Below are 16,613 nucleotides of genomic sequence, written 5' to 3' on the forward strand. Positions count from 1 at the left end.
CTGAGGAGCCCGTCATGGCCATGAAGACACCCGGTGTCTATATCGTCGAGAAGAATGCCTTTCCCAACTCCATCGTCGAGGTGGCCACCGCCGTGCCGGCGTTCGTCGGCTACACGCGCCGCGCCGAAAACGGGGGCAAGCCCTTGCGCAACAAGCCCTGGCGCATCAGCTCGATGGCCGAGTACCACACCTACTTCGGGCACGGCCCTGACCCCAAGCTGAGCATTGACGGAGCACCCGCGAACACCCGCACCGACTTCCGCGCCGATGGCAAGGACTACGCGCTCAACCAGGCCGTTGGCGCGGCCGGCGGGCGCTTCTTGCTGTACCACGGCATGGTGCACTTCTTCCAGAACGGTGGCGGCCCCTGCTATGTCGTCTCCGTGGGCAGCTACGAGGAAGACGTCGAGGCCCAACGCCTCACCGACGGCATCGACCCTCTGATCAAGGAGCAGGAGCCGACGATGCTGGTCATCCCGGACGCCGTGCTGCTCAAGCGACCGGACTGCGTGGCCGTGCAGCAAGCCATGCTGCTGCACTGCGGCGGCAAGATGCGCAACCGCATTGCCATCCTTGACGTCTGGGGCGGATACCTCGACCGCAAGGACCCCAGCGGCGACCCGATCGAGAGCTTCCGCAACGACCTGGGCGTCAACTACCTGGACTTCGCGGCGGCCTACTACCCCTGGGTCAACACGACCGTGGTGCAGGACAAAGACCTCGACTACACCCGCATCGCCAACCCCGCGCTGCTGTCGGAGCTGCTGCGCAAGGAGCTGCAGCTGCCCGATGAGGAAGGGCTCAAGACGGCGCCGCCGCGCATCGCCCAGCAGGCCCAGGCGGTGGCCGACATCACCAAGACCGACGCCGACTGGACGACCTATGTCACCGAGCTGGTCAACAACTCCACCAAGAGCGACGAGGAGAAGGCCAAGGCGCTGACGCCCCTGGCCTTGGCCGTGGCGGTCGAGACGCACAAGTCGCTGCTGCACAAGAGCCTGGTCTCCATGAGCCCGCTCTACAACACGCTGATGACCGAGGCGCGCAACCGGCTCAACCTGCTGCCGCCCTCTGCGGCCATGGCGGGCATCTACACCATGGTGGACAACAGCCGGGGCGTCTGGAAGGCGCCGGCCAATGTCAGCCTGAACGGGGTCATCTCACCGGAGGTCAGCCTCTCGCACGAGGACCAGGAAGACCTCAACGTCACCACCCAGGGCAAGTCCATCAATGCCATCCGCAGCTTCATCGGCGAGGGCGTGCTGGTGTGGGGCGCCCGCACGCTGGATGGCAACAGCCTGGACTGGCGCTACATCAACGTGCGCCGCACCATGATCATGCTGGAGGAGTCCTGCCGCCTGGCGGCCAAGGCCATGGTGTTCGAGCCCAATGTGGCCAACACCTGGGTGACCATCAAGAGCATGATCTCCAGCTTCCTGACCGGCATCTGGAAGCGCGGCGGCCTGGCCGGCGCCGTGCCGGAGGACGCTTTCAGCGTGCACGTCGGCCTCGGCGAGACCATGACTGCGGAGGACATTCTGGAAGGCATCCTGCGCGTGACCGTGCTGGTGGCCATCAGCCGCCCGGCCGAGTTCATCGAAATCACCTTCCAGCAGCAGATGCAGAAGTCCTGAGGCGCCACGGGCGCCCGGCTTTCAACTCTTTTCCTCTCCTAACCCTCTCGGAGGCAGGCAATGGCAGACGACGGATCAGCGCAATCGACCACGGTGTGGCCCCTTCCCAAGTTCCGCTTTGAAGTGAAGTGGGATTCGGCGGTCATGTCCTTCCAGGAAATCTCGGGCCTGGATGTGGAAGCCCAGCCCATCGAGTACCGGCACGGTGACAGTCCGGCCTTCTCGGTGCTGAAGATGCCCGGCATGAAGAAGTACAGCGACGTCACGATGAAGAAGGGCGTCTTCAAGGGCGACAACAAGTTCTGGGACTGGTTCGCCGAAATCAAGATGAACACCATCAAGCGCAAGCCGATCACGATCAGCTTGCTCGACGAGGGTGGCAAGCCGACCATGGTCTGGACCCTGGCCAACGCCTGGCCGACCAAGATCACCGGCACCGATCTGAAGTCCACCGGCAACGAGGTGGCGATCGAGACCATCGTCATCGCGCACGAAGGCCTCACGATCGCCAACGCCTGATGCCGCCGCCTGCCCCGCCCCTGCCGCCCGCTGCGCGCCCGACGGCGCGCGTGAACCGGCCACCGCCCGCTCCGCCGGCTGGGCCGGCCTCGCAAGCCTCGCAGGCCGCAGCGGTCTACCCGCCGCCGGCCTTCCATTTCGCGGTGACCTTCGGGGCCAGCGCGAAGGATGCCGATGGCGCCTTTCGTGAGGTCAGCGGCCTGGGCCCGGAGATGGATGTCGAGACGGTGGTGGAGGGCGGACAGAACGCCTTTCAGCACCTGCTGCCCAAGGCGGTCAAGCATTCGCGGCTGGTACTGTCGCGCGGCATCGCGACGATGGAGTCGCGGCTGCTGCTGTGGTGCCAATCGGTGCTGGAAGGCGGGCTGGCGCGGCCCATCCAGCCCAAGCAGCTGCACGTCTTCCTGCTCGACGAGGAAGGCGGCCCGCTGCGTGTGTGGTCGGTGCAGAACGCCTACCCGGTGAAGTGGACGGTCGAGGCCTTCCAGGCTACCCGCAACGAAGTGGCCATCGAGCGCATCGAGCTGGCCCATGCCGGCGCCAGCCGGCTGATGTGAGAGACGCCCATGAGCATCGAAGTCCGTCAGCTGCTGATCCGCTCCCAGGTCACGCCCGCGCCGGCAGCCCCGCCTGCCGCAGTGACGGCGCGAGAGCTGCAGCGCCTGCGCGAGCAGTTGCTGGCCGAATGCCGCGCCTGGCTGACCGAGCGCCAGCGCGCGCAGCAGGAGCGCTGAGATGCCCAACCCCGCAGAGTCCACGGCCCGCGGCCCGGGCGCCGACGGTGGCTCGACCGAGCTCACGCGCCTGCTGCTCACCCGCTACAGCCTCGCGCGCAATGGCAGCGTGCAGCTGGACAAGGCCACCACCTTCCAGGCCCAGATCAACCCGGCCGAGTTCAGCCACAGCTTCGGCATCCAGTACGACAAGACCACCTCCCAGGGCTCGGCTGGCGTGGAGCCCAAGTTCAGCCGTATGGACGACGAGCGCGTGTCGTTCTCCATCGTGCTGGATGGCACCGGCGTCGTGCCGGTCGTGCCCGGCCAGCCGCCCGACGTGAAGGGCCAACTCGCCCAGCTGAACAAGGTGGTCTATGAATATGTGGACCTCAACAGCGAGCCACCCTATGTGCGCCTGCTCTGGGGCACGCTGATCTTCTTCGGCCGACTGGAATCGCTGAAGTCGCAGTACACGCTCTTCAAGCCAGGTGGCGACCCGCTGCGCGCCAAGGTCGACATGAGTTTTGTCGGGGCCATGAGCAAGGAGGAGGAACGTCGCATCACCAGCCGCGCATCCACCTCCGAGCTCACGCGCACCGTGACGATGAAAAGCGGCGACTCCCTGGGCGCCGCCTGCGAGCGCATTTACGGCGACTCCTCCGCCTTCATGAAGGTGGCCCGCTACAACGGCCTGACCGACTTCCGCAACATTCCGCCCGGCAAGGTGCTGGTGTTCCCACCCATCGGTAAATAGCATGCCCGGCATCTCGCCCCTGCAAGACAGCATCGGTGTCGTCACCCTCAGCGTGGAGGTGGACGGGCAGCGACTCGCCGCCAGCGCGGACCTGATCTCCGTCACGGTGCAGCGCGCGGCCAATACCGTGCCCAGCGCCCGCCTGGTGCTCAACGACGGCGACATGCCGGGAGAGTCCTTTCCTCTGAGCGATGCGGCGGACTTCAAGCCCGGCGCGCAGCTGACGCTCAAAGCCGGCTATGGTCAGCAGGAGGAGGTCATCTTCCAAGGCATCGTCGTGCGCCACGGCCTGCGCATCAGCGGCGACAACGACGCCCGACTGGTGGTGGACTGCCGCGATACGGTCGTCAGGATGACGGTGGGCCGGCGCAATGCCAACCACGTCGACAAGACCGACAGCGACGTCATCAGCGCGCTGATCGAAGCCCACGGCCTGGCGACCGACGTCGAGTCCACCACCGTGACCCACGGCGAGCTGGCCCAGCATTTCTGCAGTGACTGGGACTTCATGCTGGCACGCGCCGAAGCCCTCGGCATGCTGGTCATCGCGACGGACGGCAGCGTGGCGGTGAAGACGCCGACGGCCGACGGCGAGCCGGTGCTGACGGTGACCTACGGCGTCGACCTGATCTCCTTCGACGGCGATGTCGACGCCCGCTACCAGTACGGCAGTGCCACTGCCGTGTCTTGGGACCCCAAGGCGCAGGCCGCCCTGGAGGGCAGCGCCGCCGACCCCGCCGCACTGCCGGCCCAGGGCGACCTTGACAGCGTCACGCTGTCGGAGGTGATCGGGCTGGCCAGCCTGCGCCTGCAGGCCGGCGCGCCGCAGACCGAGGCCATGCTGACCCAGTGGGCCAAGGCCCAGCAGACCAAGTCGGGCCTGGCCCGGGTGCGCGGGCAGTTGCGCTTCCAAGGCAGCGCCAAGGCCAAGGTCGGCGAGCTGATCGAGCTCAAGGGCGTGGGCAGCCGTTTCAGCGGCAATGCCTTCATCACCGGGCTGCGCCATCACATCGAAGACGGTGCCTGGACGACGGAGGCCGAGTTTGGCCTCGACCCCGACTGGTTCTGCAATCGGCCCGATGTGCAAGCGCCACCGGCAGGCGCACTGCTGCCCCCGGTGGCGGGGCTGCAGATCGGCGTGGTCATGAAGCTCGACGCCGACCCCGCCGGCGAAAACCGCATCCAGGTCAAGCTGCCGGTGCTGCAGGCCGAGACCGAGGGGGTCTGGGCCCGGCTGATGCAGCCCCACGCCAGCAGCGGCTTCGGCAGCTTCCTGGTGCCCGAGGTGGGCGACGAGGTCGTGCTCGGCTACTTCGCTGCCGACCCCTCGCACCCCGTCGTGCTGGGCAGCCTCTACAGCAGCAGCCGCAAGCCGCCCTACGAGCTGGCGGCCCCCAACGATACCAAGGCCCTGGTCACCCGCTGCAAGCACAAGCTGGAGTTCGACGAGAAGGACAAGGTCATCACCCTGACCACGCCAGGCGGCAACCGCGTCGTGCTCAGCGACAAGGACAAGTCCGTGCTGCTGCAAGACCAGAACGGCAACACCGTCAAGCTGAGCCCCTCCGGCATCGCGCTGGACAGTCCCAAGGACATCAGCCTCACGGCCAAGGGCGGCATCACGCTGGATGCCGTGAACGCCATCAGCCTGACCGCCAAGGCCGATGTGAAGGCCAGCGGCCTGAACGTGAGCTGCGAGGCGCAGATCGGCTTCACCGGCAAGGGCAATGCCACTGCCGAACTCTCCGCAGCAGGCCAGACCGTCGTCAAGGGCGCCCTGGTCATGATCAATTGACACCGCGAAGGAGCCGCCATGCCGCCCGCCGCCCGCCTGACCGACCTGCATGTCTGCCCCATGGTGACGCCCGCGCTGCCGCCGATACCGCACGTGGGCGGGCCCATCGTCGGGCCCGGCGTGCCGACCGTGCTGATCGGCAAGCTGCCGGCCGCCGTGGTGGGCGACACCGCCACTTGCGTGGGCCCGCCGGACGCCATCGTCATGGGCTCCACCACCGTGCTGATCGGCGGCCGGCCGGCGGCGCGCATGGGTGACGCCACGGCCCACGGCGGCACCGTCGCCCTGGGCCTGCCCACCGTGCTCATCGGCGGCTGAACCCACACGGCAGACCCCCATGGACGGCGAACTCAACTTCCTCGGCACGGGCTGGACCTTCCCGCCGGCCTTCGACCGGCGCAGCTGCAGCGCCGTGATGGTGTCCGGCGTCAGCGATGTCGAAGAGAGCTTGCGCATCCTCTTCACCACCACGCCGGGCGAGCGGGTCATGCATCCCAGCTATGGCTGCGGCCTGCGCCGGATGGTGTTCGAGCCGATGAACACCAGCACGCTGACCGAGATCCGTAGCTTGATCGAGAAAGCCGTGCTGTTCTTCGAGGCCCGCATCACGCTGGACGCGGTCGAGTTCGACACCAGCGGGCTCATCGACGGCGTGCTGCGCATCCGGCTGGACTACCGGCTGCGCGCCAGCAACAGTCCGCACAACTTCGTCTACCCGCTTTATCTGCATGACGCCGAAGTGGCCGGGGGCCTGACGCCATGAGCGCCGGTACCGAACAGCACGAGCGCTTCCCGCGCGCGCTGGCGCCGGGCTATTTCCGGCCCGACGACCTGGACTTCGCGCAGCGTGTGGAGATGACCGCTCAGCTGGCCGCGCAGTTGCGCTTCCACGACCTCAACCACCAGCACGTCGGAGACTGGAGCGCCTTGTTCAGCAACGATGCGACCTTGATGATGGCGCGCATCGCGGCGGCAGACCTCTGGCCCCGCCAGCAACGCTTCACCGCCGAGGCCGAGACGGCGACGCTGCCGCAGCTGGGCCGCCAGGTGCTATCGCTGGCGGGTGAGCTGGACTTCTGGTGGCGCTCTTTGGCGGGTCTGGACCACGGCGCGCCGCGCCAGCTCCGCGATCGCATCGAACTGCTCATCGTCCAGCAGCTTGCCGCCGATCTGCGCTGGGTCGAGCGCCGCTTCCTGCAGCAGGGCGACATGCCGCCGTCGCAGCGCCTGCCCAGCGTGGTGGAGCGCGAGCTCTCTGGCCTGTGGCATGCCACCATCAGCGAGGAGGCAAACGCCGATGCGGGCGCTGAGCGCAACCACCGCGAGCGGCTGAGGGAGCGCTTCTTCGCGTTTCTCAGCGCGGCCGAGGACATCAGCCGGCTGGCGCGTGAGCTGCTGCCCGAGAGCCTGGCCACCGGCCGCCACGAGCCGGCCGCGGCGCTGTTGATCGCCTTCCTGCAGCTCTGCGAGATGGCGCAGCAGGAGGTCAACCGCCTGCCCGCCCGGCACACCGCCTTCTATCTGCGTGACTGCCTGGGCTTCCAGCCCAAGGCGCCCCAGGCCGACCGGGTGCACCTGGCCTGCGAACGCGATCTGCGCACGGCCGGCGATGTGCAGCTGCTGCCGGGCACCGCCTTCGAGGCCGGCAAGGACGCGGCCGGCCGGCCGCTGCGCTTCGTCAGCGAGGAGGCGCTGACCGTCACCGATCTTCGCGTGGTGGCGCTGCACACGCTGCGCCAGGAGCGCGACCCGCTGATCGCGCCGGAGTGCCATCTGGCCTATGTCACACGCAGCAAACTGGCCAGGCCGGCGCCTGACGGTCGGCGCGTCTGGCCGCTGTTTGGCGCCAGTGGCGGCCCCAATGCCGAAGACGCCCGCATCGGCCTGGCCATCGCCTCGCCGCTGCTGCTGCTGGGTGAAGGCGAGCGCGAGATCGCGGTGCGGCTGCGCCAGGCCGAGGCGGGCCCGGGGCCGCGCTTGCTGGCGCTACGGGATGCCGTGCTGGAGGCCCGCACGCCCGAGGCCCAGCGCGAGGCCTTCGGCGCGCTGCTGCCGGCCTGGCTGTTCGCTGTCAGCGATGAGCAGGAGCGCCAGGCCCGTGAAGCCGATGCACCCATCCCCGGCGACCTCAGTCCCCAGGACTGGCAGCAGCTGCGTGCTGCGGTCGACGCCCTGCCCGGCGCCGAGCTGCCACCGCTGTTCGCTGGCCATCAGCCGCCCCGGCGCGCGCGCCTGTTCGGCCGCTTGCTGCAGGGCGCGCTGCGTTTGAGTCTTAGCGGCGCAGGCGGCTGGCTGAGCGTGGACGGCCGGCTCGAACGCGTCGAGCGCGTGCCGGCGGGCCGGGCCCAGGGCGCCGTGGCGGGCTGCGACCTGGCGCTGCGCATCCGGCTCAAGCAGGAGATGCCTGCCATCGTCGGCTGTGATCCGGCCCTGCACGGTGCGGAGTGGCCGACGCGGCTGCCGGTGCTGCGGCTGGAGCTGTCGACCCAGGGCCGGCTCTACCCCTACTCGCTGCTGGCCCAGCTGTCGCTGGCAGCGGCGGAGTTGAAGGTGAGCGCCACCGGCCTGCGCCAGCTGCGCCTGGAGAACAACCTCGGCCGCCTCGACGTCACCAAGCCCTTCATGCCGTTCGGGCCACTGCCCAGCACCTCCTCGAGCATGGCCATCGGCTCTGCCGAGGCAGCGCGCAAGGCCCTGGACCGGCTGTGGCTCGACATCGAATGGGGCGACCTGCCGCAGGAGGCGGGTGGCTTCGACCACCACTACGCCGGCTATGCCGGGCCGGCCGGTGTGGCGCTTCGCCAGGGCAACTTCAGCGCGGCGGCCAGCTGGCTGCGCGACGGCCGGTGGCAGGCCTGCGGCACGCAGCCGGGCGATGAGCAGCTGTTCCGCCTGGACGAGCGCAGCCGCCTGCTGCAGGCGTCCTACCGCGTCGAGCTCGAGCCGCGCTCGCTGCGCCAGCTCAGCCGAGCCAGCACCGAGGACTGGCAGCGCATGCCGCAACCGCGCAACGGCCTGTGTCGGCTGCAGCTGACCAGCCCGCCGCAGGCTTTGGGCCACGCGGTCTACCCGGTCGAGCTGGCGGCTACTGTGGCCGCCAATGCGCGCAGCCGCCGGCCCCAACCCCTGCCCAGGCCGCCCTACACGCCCGTCATTGCACGCCTGGCCCTCAGCTACGAAGCCAGCAGCGTGATCTCGCTGGACCGCGACGACGAGCCGGCCGAGGGCGTGGATGGCGAACGCCTCTTCCACCTGCATCCGCTGGGTCTGCAGCCGCTGGAGTCCGCGGCCATCGGCGGGGGGCATCTGCTGCTCCCGCGCCTGGGCGAGGGTGGCCATCTCTACATCGGCCTGGCCGGCAGCGACGCCAGCGGCCTGCTGACGCTGCTGTTCCAGCTGCACGAGCCCCTGGCCGGAAGCGCGGCCGGAGATAACAGCCGCCCCGCCCTGCAATGGGCCACGCTGGCTGGCGACGTCTGGCGGACGCTGCCGCCCACCTGCGTGCTGGGCGACACCACTCATGGCGGCCTGACCACGGGCATCGTCACGCTGGACCTGCCCGGCGACGTGGACACCGCCCACCGCATCATGCCGGCCGGGCTGTACTGGCTGCGACTGTCCGCCGACAACGCCTTCGAGCGCTTTGCCGGGCTGGTGTCGGTGCGCAGCCAGGGCCTGCGGCTGGCGCGCGAGCTGCAACCGGCCGACAAGCCGCGCGGCAAGGTCGCGCCACCAGCCCCGCCGGAGCCGCTGGCGGACGGCGCCATCGCGCGGCCGGTGGCCAGCCTGCCCGGGCTGGCCGCCGTGGCCCAGGTGGGCCGCTCCTTCGGCCTGCGCCGCGAAGAGGACGAACGGGCGATGATCACCCGCGCCGGCGAGCGGCTGCAGCACAAGGGTCGGTCGTCGCTGGCCTGGGACGTCGAGCGCCTGCTGCTGGAGCGCTTTCCGGACATCTGCAAGGTGCGCTGCCTGCCGGCGACGGCGGACGACGGCCGGGTCACCGTGGTGGTGGTGCCCACGCTGCCGCGCAACCAGCCCTCGCTGGCCTGCGCCGCCCCGCGCTTCAATGCGGTCGACCTGGCGCGCATGGCGCAAGCGCTGCGCGAGGTCGGCTCGCCATTCGCTGACTTCCGGGTGCGCAACCCGGCCTACGACCTGCTGCAACTGCGCGCCACCATCGGCCTGCGCTCCGGCGCACACGAAGGCGCCACGCTGCGCCGGGCCAACGAGATCGTGGTGCAGATGCTGTCGCCCTGGTTCGACGAGGGCTACGGCCTGCGCTTCGACTGGCTCGTGCGTAGCGAGGACCTGGAGGCCCGCATCCGCCAGCTCGACGGCGTGGACTCCGTGACTCGGCTGTCGCTGCTGACCCTGACATGCGACGACCACGGCACCTACCGCCTGCACGACACCGCGCTGGCGCCGCTCGGGCCTCGGCCGCCCGGCCAGGACGGTGACCGCCCCGCGCGCGGCTCCGCCCATGCGCATGCCAGGCTGCCCTGGAGCCTGGCCTTGCCGCTGTCGCAGCACATCCTCAGCGCCGCCCACGACGCGGCTGGCCGGCGCGACGCCCAGCCCACCGGCGTGGCCCAGCTGGCCGTCGGCGCCACCTTCGTCATCGGCGGGGGCTCGCCATGACCACACGCAACCGCGCCACGCTCAAGCAGTTCTTCGAGGAGGGCCGCCGGCCCACCAGCGACCACTTCGGCGACCTCATCGACTCCATGCTCAACATGAGCGACGAGGGCTTCCGCAAGACGCCGGAGCACGGCTTCGAGGTGACGAGCGACGAAGCGCTGCTGAGCTTCTACCGCGAGCAGAACGGCCAGGATCCGATCTGGTCCATGGGCTTCGGCGGCGACAACAACCAGCTGCTGCTGCGCGCCGGCGATGGCAGCGGCGCGGCAGCGCCGCCGCCGGTGCTCGCGCTGGATCTCCAAGGCCAGGTCGGCATCGGCACGGCCCGGCCCACGGTGGCGCTGGACGTGCGCGGCGTCGTCGCATCCCAGGGCCGGCAGGGCGAGCTGCGCTGCCGGACACCCGATGGCGCGCCGCTGCTGGCCGATGGCAGCTGGCATGCATTGACCGGCCCACTCAAGGGCTGCCAGGCCTTCGAGATCACGGCCGGCGTCGGCCTGCCGGATGCCGGCCGCTTCGCCATGCTGCATGCGGTGGCGATGAACACCTACAACCCGCAGCCGGGTTGGCTGGACTTCCTGGCGCGCCGCAAGCGCATCCGCAGCCAGCATGCCTGGTACGGCCAGCGCTGTGACCGCCTGGAGCTGCGCTGGGAGGGCGGCTCGGGCCGGCACGGCAGCTACCACCTGGCGATCCGCACCCAGTGCAACTACGGCGGCGACTGCGTCATCCAGGCCTCGGTCACGTCGCTGTGGGCCGACCCTTTCATGAGCGGAGCACCCCGACCATGAGCGCCCGCCCCGCGCTGCCCCTGGGTCAGGCAGACAGCCTGTCGGCCGCCGATGAAGGCAGCCTCGGCTTCGCCGAGCTGCGCGCCCGCGGCCTGGCCCTGCTGCAGGCACTGAGCGGCCAGGTCTGGACCGACCACAACCTGCACGACCCCGGCATCACGCTGCTGGAGCAGCTGTGCTTCGGCCTGACCGACATCGTCTACCGCGCCGGCTTCCCGGTGGCCGACCACCTCACCGGCCTCGACGGCTGCATCGACCATGAGGCCCTGTCCCTGCATCCGCCGTCCGAGGCCCTGCCCTGCCGCCCGACGACGCCGGCCGACTACCGCCTGCACCTGCTCGATGCGGTGCCGGGGCTGGACGACGCCAGCGTGGAACCGCAGGCCGCCACAGGGCTTTACCGGCTCAAGCTCAAGCTCAGCCCGCAGGACGGCGCGGCGGCGGAGGCCCGCATCGCGGCGGCGCGCGCCGCCTTCCTGGCGCGACGCAACCTCGGCGAGGACCTGGACGTCCACGTCGTCTGCCTGCGCCAGCAAGCCTGCGACCTGCATGCCGACATCGACGTTGGCGGCCCGCGCGACGCGGTCGACATCCTGGCCGAGGTCTATGACCGTTGCGCCCGCTACATCGCCAAGGAGGCGGTGTCGCGCACGCTGGACGAGCTGCGCCGCGAGGGCCGCACGCTGGAGGAGATCTACACCGGGCCGGCCTTGCAGCATGGCTTCATCCAGGATGCGCCTCACCAGCGGGCCGGCGCGGCCCAGCCACTGGCTCTGTCGGACCTCGCCGCCGTCGTGCGCGCCGTGCCGGGCGTGATGGATGCGCGCGTGGTGGCCTTGCAAGTCGACGGCCATGAGACCACGGCAGGCGCCGTCGACTGGTGCGGCGATGACTGGGCCCTGGCTCTGCGCCTGCCCGACCACGGCGTGCCCGCCACCATCACGGTGCGACGCCGCGGTCATGTCGTGCCCGTGTCCTGGCAGGACCTGCGCCGCCGGCTGGAGGACCTGCGCGTGGCCAGCCGTTCCCAGCGCGCCCACGCCCACCAGCAGCAGGCCGACCGCGCCAGGGCCTTGCTGCCGCATGGGCAGCACCGCGTCATGGACCACTACGTCTCGGTGCAGGACCACCTGCCCGCCATCTACGGCCTGGGCCGGCACGGCCCGCCGCCCAGCGCGCCGCCGCAGCGCCAGGCGCGCGCCAAGCAGCTCAAGGCCTACCTGCTCATGCAGGAGCAGGCCATCGCCCAGGGCCTGGCCCAGCTGCACCACTTGCGCGAGTTGTTCTCGGTGGCGCCCGGTGCCACGCAGGGGCTGTGGACGCAGATGATCGGCCCCGATGCGGTGCCCGACGTGGACGCGCTCTACCTACAGCCGCGCGCCCAGGTGGCCAACGCCGTCTACAAGCCCTTCGACCGCACGCCCGAGCGCAAGAACCGGGCGCTGGACCACCTGCTGGCCCTGCACGGCGAGACCTACACGCAGAACTCCATGCGCCAGTTCCTCGGCCACCTCAAGCCGCGCGAGGCCGAGCGCCTGCTGCTGGACAACAAGGCGACCTGGCTGCGCGAGATCGTTCCCCTGACCCGCGACCGGGCGGGCGGCTTCGACCCCAGCCAGCCATGCTGGAACAAGCCCGACAACTACAGCGGCATGCAGCGTCGCGCCAGCCTGCTGCTGGGCTTCAAGCTCGGGCATGAGCGGCCGCTGACCCAGGTTTTTAAGGATGAACGCCTGCAGCTGGTGGACGCACCGGCTGACGTGCACCAGGCCTGGCTGCTCGACCCTGAGGACGCGGCGCTGCCGCTGGCCGCCGCCGTCGGTGGCGCCATCCGGCCCACCGACCTGCTGCAGCTGCGCGAGGATCTGGACCGTATGGCCTGGCTGCGCCAAACCCTGCCGGGCAGCCTGTGGCGTGCCGGCCAGCAGGAAGGGCGCTACCGGCTGCTGCAGCGGCCCGCGGGCGTCTGTCAGCTGGTGCTGGGGCCAGACGACGGCGGCCACTGGTGGCGGCTGGGCGAGTTCGCGAATGCCCAGGCCGCTCGGCGCGCAGCCGCCAGCCTGAGGCTGTACCTGCGCGGGATCGACCAGGCCTGCGAGGGCTTGCATCTGGTGGAGCATGTGCTGCTGCGGCCCCTGCACCGCGACGCGAGCCGCCACGCACGGCTGCGGCTGGTGCCCGGTTTCTACCGCTTGCGGGTCACGGCCGTGTTGCCCAACTGGACCCAGCGCACAGCCCAGCAGGCCTTCCGGCGCTTTGCCGGCGAGACGTTGCGCATCAGCTGCCCGGCCCATCTCGCGCTGCACAGCCTGTGGCTTGGCGTGGCGCAGATGCAGCAGTTCGAGGCTCTGTACGCCGCCTGGCTGGAGACGCGCCGCAGCTGGTGCCAGCGGCCCGACGACGAGGCTGCCCAGTGGGCCGCCGACGGCAGTGCCTGCCAGCTCATCGAGCTGCTGCTGGCCGCGGACAAGGCACAGGCTAGGGTCTGGATGCGGGAGGACGACGGTGGCGAGCCGGTCGTGCAAGGCCATGCATGACTGGGACCGCCCCACGCCCCATATCGTCGAGGGGTTGACGCTGGACAACGGCTTCGGCGGCGGCATCACGCCGCACGAGGCCGAGCTGCGCCTGGCCGCCTGTGCCCAGGGCCCCCTGCTGCGCGTCATCGACGAAGTCTTCGACGCCTGTTGCCCGCCCGACGAGCATTGGCGGCTCGACGAACTGGCCATCGATCTGGGGGAGCTGCCGCTGGACGACTGGGAGGCCGAAGCCCCACGACGGCTGCGCGAGCGCCTGCAGCGCCTGCTGGCCGACCTGCGCGCCACCGGTGACGGCGCGGGCGCCGCCGGGCGGGCCACCGGGCTGCAGGTGCGCACGCGTCCGCAGGCCCGACGCGAGTCGCTGCTGTACTTCCTGCGTCATGGCCGCCTGCCCTGGCAGGCCCGTGGCGACGACCTGCAGGCACTGGCGGCCGCCGTGCTGGCCGAGGACGCCGCAGGTCTCGTCGCCGCGCTGCGCGCCATGCCCGACCGCGCCACCCTGCTGCAGCGCCTGGCGACCCAGTTCGGCGACGCCCTGCTGGCCGCCCTGGTGCGGGCCTTCATGCCGGGCGAGCCGGCGGCCGCCACAAGGCTGCTGGAGGCGCTGGCACCGGCCCGCCGCGCCGGCCTCTCCCCGCGCGCCCGCAGCGCCTGGTGGGCCTCGGTGCTGGGCCAGGCGCTGGACCACGCCAGCGCGCCCAGGCCCGCTCTGCTGATGCTGCTGCGCGCCCAGCTGCTGGCCGCGCTGGACGGCGCCACGGCCAGTTCGGCCGAAGGCGACCCCCTGCAGTCGGTGGCCCACGCCTGGGTGCCCCTGCTGCGCGAGGACCGCGACTGGCTGCGCACGACGCTGGAGCGTGCCGCCGAGACGCCCGCCGTGCGCGAGCGGCTGGCCCAGTTGCTGCCGCTGGCCCTGCTGCCCCGCCTGCTGGGCTTGTGGATGGCCGAGCCGGCCGGGCAGGCGGTGACCGCCTGGATAGGTACCGTCGCCGCCGGTGACACCGACTACGGCGAGGCCACCACGACGGCACGGCAGCGCCGGCTCTGGCAAGCCACGCTGGCCCACACGCTGCGGCACAAGGCCCAGACCTTCGACGTGGCCCGCTACGAAGCCCAGGTGCGCGAGGATCTGCTGCGCCAGACCGCCACCGCAACGGCGGCGGACCCGCCCTCGGGCTGGTTCGACCGCGTCGTGCGCCGCGCCTCGGCCGTGCTCGCTGCGGCGGTGTCGGGCCTGCGCCTGCCCTGGCGAGCCCGCGCGCTGCCGAGCGCTGCCACCCCGCCCGGGCACGTCCCCAGTGCCGCGCCGCCTGCCGCGGCGGCCGACGCCCCCACCGAGCCGGTGCTTGAAAGCCTGGCGGTGGCCAATGCCGGGCTGGTGCTGCTGTCGCCCTATCTGCCCCGGTTGTTCGAGCACCTCGGGCTGCTGGCCCAGGGTGCCAGCCCGGCGGCCTTCGTCGGGCCAGAGTCGGCCGCGCGTGCCGCGCTGCTGCTGCAGGCCCTGGCTACCGGCGAGGCCGCGGCGCCCGAGCCGGCGCTGGTGCTGAACAAGCTGCTCTGCGGCCTGGCGTTGGACGCACCGCTGCCCTGCGAGATCGTGCTCAGCACCGCCGAGCGCGAGGCGCTGGACGGGCTGCTGGGCGCCGTCATCCAGCACTGGCGCATCCTGGGCACGACATCCCTCGGCGGCTTGCGCGACACCTTTCTACGGCGCGCGGCGCAGCTGGAGCTGCGCGATGAGGCCTGGCGGCTGGCGGTGGAGCCCGGGCCCTTCGACATGCTGATCGACCAGCTGCCGTGGGGCTACTCGACCTTGCGGCATTCATGGATGGAAAGGGTGATTCATGTCGACTGGCGCTGACCTTCCGGTCGCCCGCACCCAGGCAAACGCGCAAGCCTTGCAGGCCGAGCTGCACTGGCTGGACGGCGTGCTGCAGGCGCGGTTGGCCGCGCATTTCGCCGCCACCGGCGAGCGCAGTGAACCACCGGCCCTGGCGCCGCCACCGCCGCTGGCCGAGGGCTCGTCAGCGGACGACCTGGCCCAGCTGGTACGCCGCTGCGGCCTGGGCCCGGCCGAGCGCCTGGTGCTGGCACTGGCCCTGGCGCCCCACTTGCGGCCGCAGCTGCTGGACCTGCTGTTCGCCAACAACGAGAACCTCAATCGCGGCTTCTGCGAGTTCGGAGGCTGGAAGGGGCGGCACCACGGCGGTTTCCTGCCCACGGTCGAGACGGCCGCCTTCTTGCTGGCGGGCGACAGCCTGGCCCAGCGCTTCGAACTGCACCGTCTGCTGGACGATGGTGCGCCGCTGCGCGAGCACGGCCTGGTGCGCCTGCAGCACGACGGGCCCGGGGAGCCCTGGGCGAGCGCTGCGCTGCTGGCCGGACGCGACACACTGGACCTGCTGTGGTCCGGCCAGCCGCGCAAGCCCGATTACAGCGTCCATTTCCCGGCCAAGCTGATCGAGACCCGCCTGGGCTGGTCTGACTTGGTGCTGGACGCCGACGTGATGGACGAGGTGGCGGCCATCGCCACCTGGGCCCGCCACGGCGACACGCTGATGCACGCCTGGCAGCTCGACAAGGCCTTGAAGCCCGGCTACCGCTGCCTGTTCTTCGGCCCGCCCGGCACCGGCAAGACGCTAACGGCCACGCTGATCGGCCAGCAGGTGGGCGCAGATGTCTACCGCATCGACCTCTCCATGGTCGTGTCCAAGTACATCGGCGAGACCGAAAAGAACCTGGCCGAGGTGTTCGACCAGGCCCAGCATCGGCGCTGGATCTTGTTCTTCGACGAGGCCGACGCGCTGTTCGGCAAACGCACCGCCACGTCCAGCAGCAACGACCGCCACGCCAACCAGGAGATCTCCTACCTGCTGCAGCGGGTGGAGGACTTCCCCGGCACCGTCATCCTGGCCAGCAACCTCAAGGGCAACATCGACGAGGCCTTCGCGCGGCGCTTCCAGTCGGCCGTGTACTTCCCCATGCCCGATGCCGACCAGCGCCTGCGCCTGTGGGAAGGCATGGTGCGCCACACCGGCCGACTGGCCGCCGACGTGGACCTGGCGGAGCTGGCCGAGCGCCACGAGCTGGCCGGTGGCGCCATCGCCAACGTCGTGCGCTTCGGCGCCATCCATGCGATTCAGGCTGGCCGGGAGCGCATCGGCGCGGCCGACCTGCACAAGGGTGTCGCCAAGGAACTGCGCAAGGAAGGGCGCACGGTATAGCC

The 16,613-nt window shown here is 70.7% G+C and carries 13 protein-coding genes; all 13 read left to right on the plus strand.

Annotation, left to right across the window (positions count from 1 at the left end; genetic code table 11):
• Positions 1-14 precede the first annotated feature (14 nt).
• The 13 genes from ACXJKM_RS22790 to ACXJKM_RS22850 all read left to right on the plus strand — a co-directional run bounded on the left by ACXJKM_RS22790 (position 15) and on the right by ACXJKM_RS22850 (position 16,611).
• Complete coding sequence (locus tag ACXJKM_RS22790; protein ID WP_457355359.1) at positions 15-1,634, plus strand: phage tail sheath family protein; 1,620 nt, start codon at positions 15-17, stop codon at positions 1,632-1,634.
• 93 nt (positions 1,635-1,727) lie between these two features.
• Positions 1,728-2,153: a phage tail protein gene (locus tag ACXJKM_RS22795; protein WP_457355361.1), complete on the plus strand. Its 426-nt coding sequence runs from the start codon at positions 1,728-1,730 to the stop codon at positions 2,151-2,153.
• Positions 2,153-2,710: a phage tail protein gene (locus ACXJKM_RS22800; protein WP_457355363.1), complete on the plus strand. Its 558-nt coding sequence runs from the start codon at positions 2,153-2,155 to the stop codon at positions 2,708-2,710. The genes ACXJKM_RS22795 and ACXJKM_RS22800 overlap by 1 nt, the downstream gene beginning before the upstream one ends.
• A 9-nt stretch (positions 2,711-2,719) precedes the next feature.
• Positions 2,720-2,887 carry a DUF5908 family protein gene (locus tag ACXJKM_RS22805; protein WP_457355365.1) on the plus strand — a complete coding sequence of 56 codons (168 nt, stop codon included), beginning with the start codon at positions 2,720-2,722 and terminating at the stop codon, positions 2,885-2,887.
• Between the two features lies 1 nt (position 2,888).
• Complete coding sequence (locus tag ACXJKM_RS22810; RefSeq protein ID WP_457355367.1) at positions 2,889-3,623, plus strand: CIS tube protein; 735 nt, start codon at positions 2,889-2,891, stop codon at positions 3,621-3,623.
• A 1-nt stretch (position 3,624) separates the two neighbouring features.
• On the plus strand, positions 3,625-5,418 hold the full coding sequence (gene vgrG / locus ACXJKM_RS22815) for a type VI secretion system tip protein VgrG (protein WP_457355369.1): 1,794 nt from the start codon (positions 3,625-3,627) through the stop codon (positions 5,416-5,418).
• An 18-nt stretch (positions 5,419-5,436) separates the two neighbouring features.
• Positions 5,437-5,736, plus strand: coding sequence for a PAAR domain-containing protein (locus tag ACXJKM_RS22820; RefSeq protein ID WP_457355371.1), 300 nt, complete (start codon positions 5,437-5,439; stop codon positions 5,734-5,736).
• A 19-nt stretch (positions 5,737-5,755) separates the two neighbouring features.
• The gene (locus tag ACXJKM_RS22825) at positions 5,756-6,181 is read left to right on the plus strand and encodes a GPW/gp25 family protein (protein WP_457355373.1); all 426 of its coding nucleotides are present in this window, start codon (positions 5,756-5,758) and stop codon (positions 6,179-6,181) included.
• Positions 6,178-10,056 carry a hypothetical protein gene (locus ACXJKM_RS22830; protein ID WP_457355375.1) on the plus strand — a complete coding sequence of 1,293 codons (3,879 nt, stop codon included), beginning with the start codon at positions 6,178-6,180 and terminating at the stop codon, positions 10,054-10,056. Before ACXJKM_RS22825 ends, ACXJKM_RS22830 begins: the two co-directional genes overlap by 4 nt.
• The gene (locus ACXJKM_RS22835) at positions 10,053-10,847 is read left to right on the plus strand and encodes a hypothetical protein (protein ID WP_457355377.1); all 795 of its coding nucleotides are present in this window, start codon (positions 10,053-10,055) and stop codon (positions 10,845-10,847) included. Before ACXJKM_RS22830 ends, ACXJKM_RS22835 begins: the two co-directional genes overlap by 4 nt.
• Positions 10,844-13,384 carry a hypothetical protein gene (locus ACXJKM_RS22840; RefSeq protein ID WP_457355379.1) on the plus strand — a complete coding sequence of 847 codons (2,541 nt, stop codon included), beginning with the start codon at positions 10,844-10,846 and terminating at the stop codon, positions 13,382-13,384. Before ACXJKM_RS22835 ends, ACXJKM_RS22840 begins: the two co-directional genes overlap by 4 nt.
• Complete coding sequence (locus tag ACXJKM_RS22845; RefSeq protein ID WP_457355381.1) at positions 13,377-15,248, plus strand: contractile injection system tape measure protein; 1,872 nt, start codon at positions 13,377-13,379, stop codon at positions 15,246-15,248. The genes ACXJKM_RS22840 and ACXJKM_RS22845 overlap by 8 nt, the downstream gene beginning before the upstream one ends.
• Positions 15,232-16,611 carry an ATP-binding protein gene (locus tag ACXJKM_RS22850; protein WP_457355383.1) on the plus strand — a complete coding sequence of 460 codons (1,380 nt, stop codon included), beginning with the start codon at positions 15,232-15,234 and terminating at the stop codon, positions 16,609-16,611. Before ACXJKM_RS22845 ends, ACXJKM_RS22850 begins: the two co-directional genes overlap by 17 nt.
• Positions 16,612-16,613: the final 2 nt, after the last annotated feature.

The sequence above is a fragment of the Roseateles sp. P5_D6 genome (assembly GCF_054049415.1).